At 70.4% G+C, this 4,466-nt stretch carries 4 protein-coding genes and 2 pseudogenes; 3 read left to right on the forward strand and 3 right to left on the reverse strand.

Annotated features, from left to right (window positions below):
- Positions 1–230 (forward strand): annotated as a pseudogene (locus tag HPY23_RS30755) (methyl-accepting chemotaxis protein); the annotation flags it as partial.
- 170 nt (positions 231–400) lie between these two features.
- Here the strand turns inward: HPY23_RS30755 and HPY23_RS30760 are convergent.
- Positions 401–1,558, reverse strand: a complete 1,158-nt coding sequence (locus HPY23_RS30760; protein ID WP_175539907.1) for an alpha/beta hydrolase — start codon at positions 1,556–1,558, stop codon at positions 401–403.
- Between the two features lie 72 nt (positions 1,559–1,630).
- Complete coding sequence (locus tag HPY23_RS30765) at positions 1,631–2,305, reverse strand: HAD family hydrolase (RefSeq protein ID WP_175539906.1); 675 nt, start codon at positions 2,303–2,305, stop codon at positions 1,631–1,633.
- Positions 2,306–2,475: 170 nt separating this feature from the next.
- On the opposite strand from HPY23_RS30765, the gene HPY23_RS30770 reads away from it, so the two are divergent.
- Together HPY23_RS30770 and HPY23_RS30775 are read left to right on the forward strand one after the other, a co-directional pair.
- The gene (locus tag HPY23_RS30770; RefSeq protein WP_060848656.1) at positions 2,476–2,844 is read left to right on the forward strand and encodes a hypothetical protein; all 369 of its coding nucleotides are present in this window, start codon (positions 2,476–2,478) and stop codon (positions 2,842–2,844) included.
- 197 nt (positions 2,845–3,041) lie between these two features.
- A complete protein-coding gene (locus HPY23_RS30775) occupies positions 3,042–3,620 on the forward strand; it encodes a hypothetical protein (protein WP_091884646.1) in 579 nt (192 codons plus the stop codon).
- Between the two features lie 444 nt (positions 3,621–4,064).
- On the opposite strand, the pseudogene HPY23_RS30780 reads toward HPY23_RS30775, so the two are convergent.
- Positions 4,065–4,466: pseudogene (locus HPY23_RS30780) on the reverse strand (hypothetical protein); the annotation flags it as partial.

The following is a 4,466-nucleotide window of genomic DNA, read 5'->3' on the forward strand; positions in this document are numbered from 1 at the left end:
CGGCGGTGGAGCAGCAGGGTGCGGCGACGCAGGAGATCGTCCGCAACGTCTCCCAGGCCGCGAGCGGCACGAGCGAGGTGACCTCGAACATCGCGGGCGTCGCCCGCGCCTCCGAGGATACGGGCGCGGCGGCCTCCCAGGTGCTCGCCTCGGCCTCCGAGCTGTCGCGCCAGTCCGAGCACCTCTCGAACGAAGTGCACCGCTTCCTCGACACCGTGCGGGCCGCCTGAGCCGGATCGCACGAGGCGAGGGGCCGCCGGTCGCGGCCCCTCGCGATGCGTCAGACGAGATCCGATCGCGAGATCCGATCGACGGCTTCGCAACGCGGATTTCGGCTTCGCTCGAGCGTCGCGCCGGCTGGCGACACGGGAATCGGTGCCGGGGCTTCGTCAGAGTTCCATCACGGCGCCTTGGGCGCGGTTCCGAGATGCCTGTCGAGGAACGCCGCGATCTCGCCGAAGACCTCGCGGGTCTCGGGCGCATCCGGGTCGAACAGGTACTGGGCGTGGCTCATGCCCTCGAACACCTGGAGCGAGGCCTCGACCCCGGCCTGGCGCAGCTTGCGGTGGGTGCGCACGGTGTTCGACAGGAAGAGGTCGCGGGTGCCGGTGGTCAGGATGGTCGGCGGCAGGCCGCGCAGGTCGCCGTAGATCGGCGAGAGCTGCGGGTCGCGCAGGTCGCGGCCGGCGGCGTAGAGCTTGGCGGCCCGGGTCAGGACCCCGTCGTAGGAGACCAGCACGTTGTCCAGCCACTCGTTGGCCTTGTAGCTGTCGCCGGTCTCGGTCAGGTCGGACCACGGCGTGCCGGGCGCGATGGCGGCGGGCAGCGGCACGCCCTCGCGCTTGGCCCGCAGCATCAGGGCCAGCGCCATGCCGCCGCCGGTCGAGGTGCCGAACACCGCCATGTTGGCGGCGGGCTGGAGGGCGAGCGCGGCCTTCCACACCGCCATGGCGTCGTCCATCGCCGCCGGGTAGGGGGCGTCGGGCGGCATGCGGTAATCGAACGATATCACCGTGAAGCCGCCGAAGGCCGCCATCAGCACCGCCTCGAGGGTGCCGGCCTCGCCTGGGTTGTAGACGTAGCCGCCGCCGTGGATGTGGACGAGCAGCCGGTGCCGGTTGCGCTCCGGCACCTCCCTGGGGGCGATGATCCAGGCCTTGACGCCGCCGATCACCTCCGGGGTCGAGACGACGCCGAGGCGCTCGCGCAGGGCCGGGAGCGGCGCGGCGGTCTGGGCCGCGAGCTTGGCCACCAGCGCCTTCCACTCGGCGGCGCTGCCCGGGTCGGCATTCCAGGCCGGCACGCGGTAGGGCGCGGCGATCGCCGCCTGGAATTCGGGACTCACCGTGCCGGGGACCGGAATGCGCCGTCCCGGCACCGCCCGCGGGCCCGGGACGGCGTTGGCGGCGTTCTGGGCCGCCTCCATCCGGGCAAAGTCCGAGGCGTCGGCGCTCGGGGGACCCGGCTGCTGGGCGAGGACCGCCGTCGGCAGCGCGACGGCCAGGGGCAGGGCGGCGAGACGGCGCGAGCCGGGCAATGGACCATATCCTGTCGGCATGGGGTCCGCACGATTCGCACGGCCTTCCCCATCCCGCAAGGCTCCCCGCCGAGGCCTCCCGCCCCGGCCTGCCTACGGCACGCCCCGGCGCAGGATGGAGCTGTCGTAGCCGTCGAGGAGGTCCTGCGGATCGCGGTAGATCGCCGTGCAGCCGGCCTCGCCGAGCAGGGCTTCCGGGAAGCCGCCGCACAGGACGCCGATCACCGGCAGCCCGGCCTTCACGGCAGCCTCGGCATCGTAGGGCGAATCGCCGATCACGACCGACTGCCCGCGGGCGGGACGGCCGAGCTTGTCAAGGGCCGCCTCGAAGATGTCCGGATGCGGCTTCGAGCGGTCGGCCTCGTCGGAATTGGTGGCCACGTCGACGAGATCGCGGATGCCGGCGATCTCCTGGTAGCGCTCCACCTCCTCGGCCTTGCCGGAGGAGGCGAGCGCCAGGACATGGCCCTCCGACTTCAGGCGCTCGAACAGGGCGCGCACGCCGGGAAACGGCTGGACCCTCTGCAGATATTTTTCTTTGAACAGCGTCGAGCGGAAGGTCTCGATCGCCTCGCCGTCGCGCGCCAGGCGCTCCTTCGGCACGAAGACCGGCATCAGCTGGTCGCCGCCCTTGCCGATCTGGCCGCGGATGTGGGCCTCGTCGGCCTCGATCCCGAATTCGCGAAACGCCTCCGCCCAGGCGGCGGCGTGGAGATCGACGCTGTCGAGCAGGGTGCCGTCGATGTCGAAGATCAGGTTCCGGATCATGGCGGGCGCCCTCTGTTGCAGCCGAGCACGAAAGCCCGGCAAAGCGCCGGGGTTCCCCGGCGGGCAAGCGGGGCGGCTGGCCTTCGGGCGCCCCGGCCATTAGAGCTTCATGCACCATCGCTCCCCGTCCGCAGCGGGAGCGCCTCAGACGTCAGATGTGAGAAGTGCCGATGTCCGTCCTGTCCAGAGCCTGCCTCGTCGCGGCCGTGGCCGCGCTCGCGGGCGGCTGCATCAGCAATCCCCTCGGCCAGGTCGGCGGCGTGCTGCCGGCGGGCGACGTCGGTCCGCCGCCGTCCCTGCGCGGCGACGTGAAGCTGCCGGCCCGCAGCAGCGGCGACCTCGCCCAGGCCGCGACCGAGCCGACCCGCCGCCTCAACGTGCCGACGAGCACCCGCGCCTCCGGCGACACCCTGAGCGCCCCGCCCCGGCGCATCCGCCGCGACGAGATCGAGGGCGAGGGCGGTCCGAGCGGCAGCAGCGGCGGCTTCTCGCCGACGATCGGCTCGGGTGGCTCGGTCGGCCTCGGCGGCAAGTTCTGAGGACGCTTGCTTCCAAGCGATCCTGCTTTCGGGGGAAGTCACGGGACCTTCGCCGGGCGGCTTCGACGTCCGGCGCCGAGGCAACGGCCGTCCGCACGAGGGACGACGACCTCCGTCGGGCCACGACCTTGCGTCATCCGGGGCGCGTCCCGTAGCCTTCCGGTCCGATGGCTGCGATATTCCTCGGACGGCGCGCGATGACGCGATCTCTGGCTGCGATCCTGCTCCTGACAATCGGGGCGATGTCCGATTCCGCGCAGGCGGGCTCCAACACGTGCACGATCGGCGGATGGTCGATCGTCACGGAGGCGGGCGGGGTGCCGGTGCGGGCCGGCCCGTCGCCCGAGGCTCCGATCGTCGGCCGGCTGCCGCCCGCGGTGGCGTACGAGGGCGGCCTGTACTCCGGGCGCGGGCCGGAATTCGCCATCGTCGAGGCTGAGGGCGGCTGGTTCCGGATCGACGCCGTCTACGTCCCGACCGTCAAGGCCGACGACGTCGAGGACGTGCCCCTGGCGGTGACGGGCTGGATCCCGGGCCGGGCCATCTATTTCCAGCTCCAGACCGCCAAGGGCTTCTCGAGACCCGATCCCGCCTCCGAGGTCGTCTACCGGTTCGGCGAACTCACCCATCCGAGGGACTGGCTGGCCGTCACCGACTGCCGCGGCAAATGGGCCGAGATCGCCTACGGCACGCCGCAGGAGGAAAGGCGGATGTGGGTACGCGGCATCTGCGCCGCCCAGGAAACCAGCTGCGACGGGGTCAAGGGCGATCGGTAGCTTCTCGATCCGGATAAAGGTAGTTTCGCCGGATACTTGCGTGCGACTTTTTAGCCCGAAATTAAGACATGTCTCTAAATTTACGATATTATCTCGAATAAAACATCAAATTATACAAGCGGTTGATGAGCAAACTATTCAGAGACTGTTTGAGTTACGACGACACGATCTCAAGGGGTTTTTCTCCTACCCTCCACTTCATCCTGAGATGCTGGCGATCAGAGATCGCGTGCGATTTCCGATCGCCAACACCTCAGGATGAGGTTTCTGATGGGATAGAATATCCATCGGTCAAACAGGCTCTGAAGATCATGTGTTTTCGATCGCTTGGCATCTCCTGACAAACGTGGAGGCGAGGTGAGATCGGCATATCAGGCCAAACAGGCTCCGCTCCAACCTCGGGTGCGTGCACGGCCGCGCGCCCGATAGCCAGAACTGGCTGCGTCACGAGTCGTCGCGATCCGCCCCCACTTGCACGGTTGCGCTCGCCTTCCCCCGGGTATCCTTCCGCGCCCGGGTTTTCTGGGCGCGGGCGGTCTCGCGCAGGCGGCGCCGGCGTTCCTCCAGGCCGGCGCGGGTGGCGGGCCACCAGCCGCGGCCGGGCGCGTCGGCCGCGGCCGCCGGCACCGTCTCGACGAGTTCGACGAAGGTCGGCATCCGCCACCAGGCCCAGACCAGCGGCCCCGGCACGGTGATGGCGGGATAATGGGCGAGCGCCGCGGTATCCTCGACGACAGCGTCGTCCAGCGCCTCGAACACCACCACGCCGGCGCTCGCCGTCTCGACGGCCGCGCCGAGGGGCGGGGGGGCGGCGCGCGGCACCGGGTGGCGGCGGCGCCGGCGTTC

This window comes from Methylobacterium ajmalii, assembly GCF_016613415.1.
GTDB lineage: Bacteria > Pseudomonadota > Alphaproteobacteria > Rhizobiales > Beijerinckiaceae > Methylobacterium > Methylobacterium ajmalii.

What these genes read in the sequence shown, in the direction of transcription:
- HPY23_RS30760 (WP_175539907.1), bottom strand. Translation starts at nt 1,558, where the DNA reads ATGCCGACAGGATATGGTCCATTGCCCGGCTCGCGCCGTCTCGCCGCC.
- HPY23_RS30765 (WP_175539906.1), bottom strand. Translation starts at nt 2,305, where the DNA reads ATGATCCGGAACCTGATCTTCGACATCGACGGCACCCTGCTCGACAGC.
- HPY23_RS30770 (WP_060848656.1), top strand. Translation starts at nt 2,476, where the DNA reads ATGTCCGTCCTGTCCAGAGCCTGCCTCGTCGCGGCCGTGGCCGCGCTC.
- HPY23_RS30775 (WP_091884646.1), top strand. Translation starts at nt 3,042, where the DNA reads ATGACGCGATCTCTGGCTGCGATCCTGCTCCTGACAATCGGGGCGATG.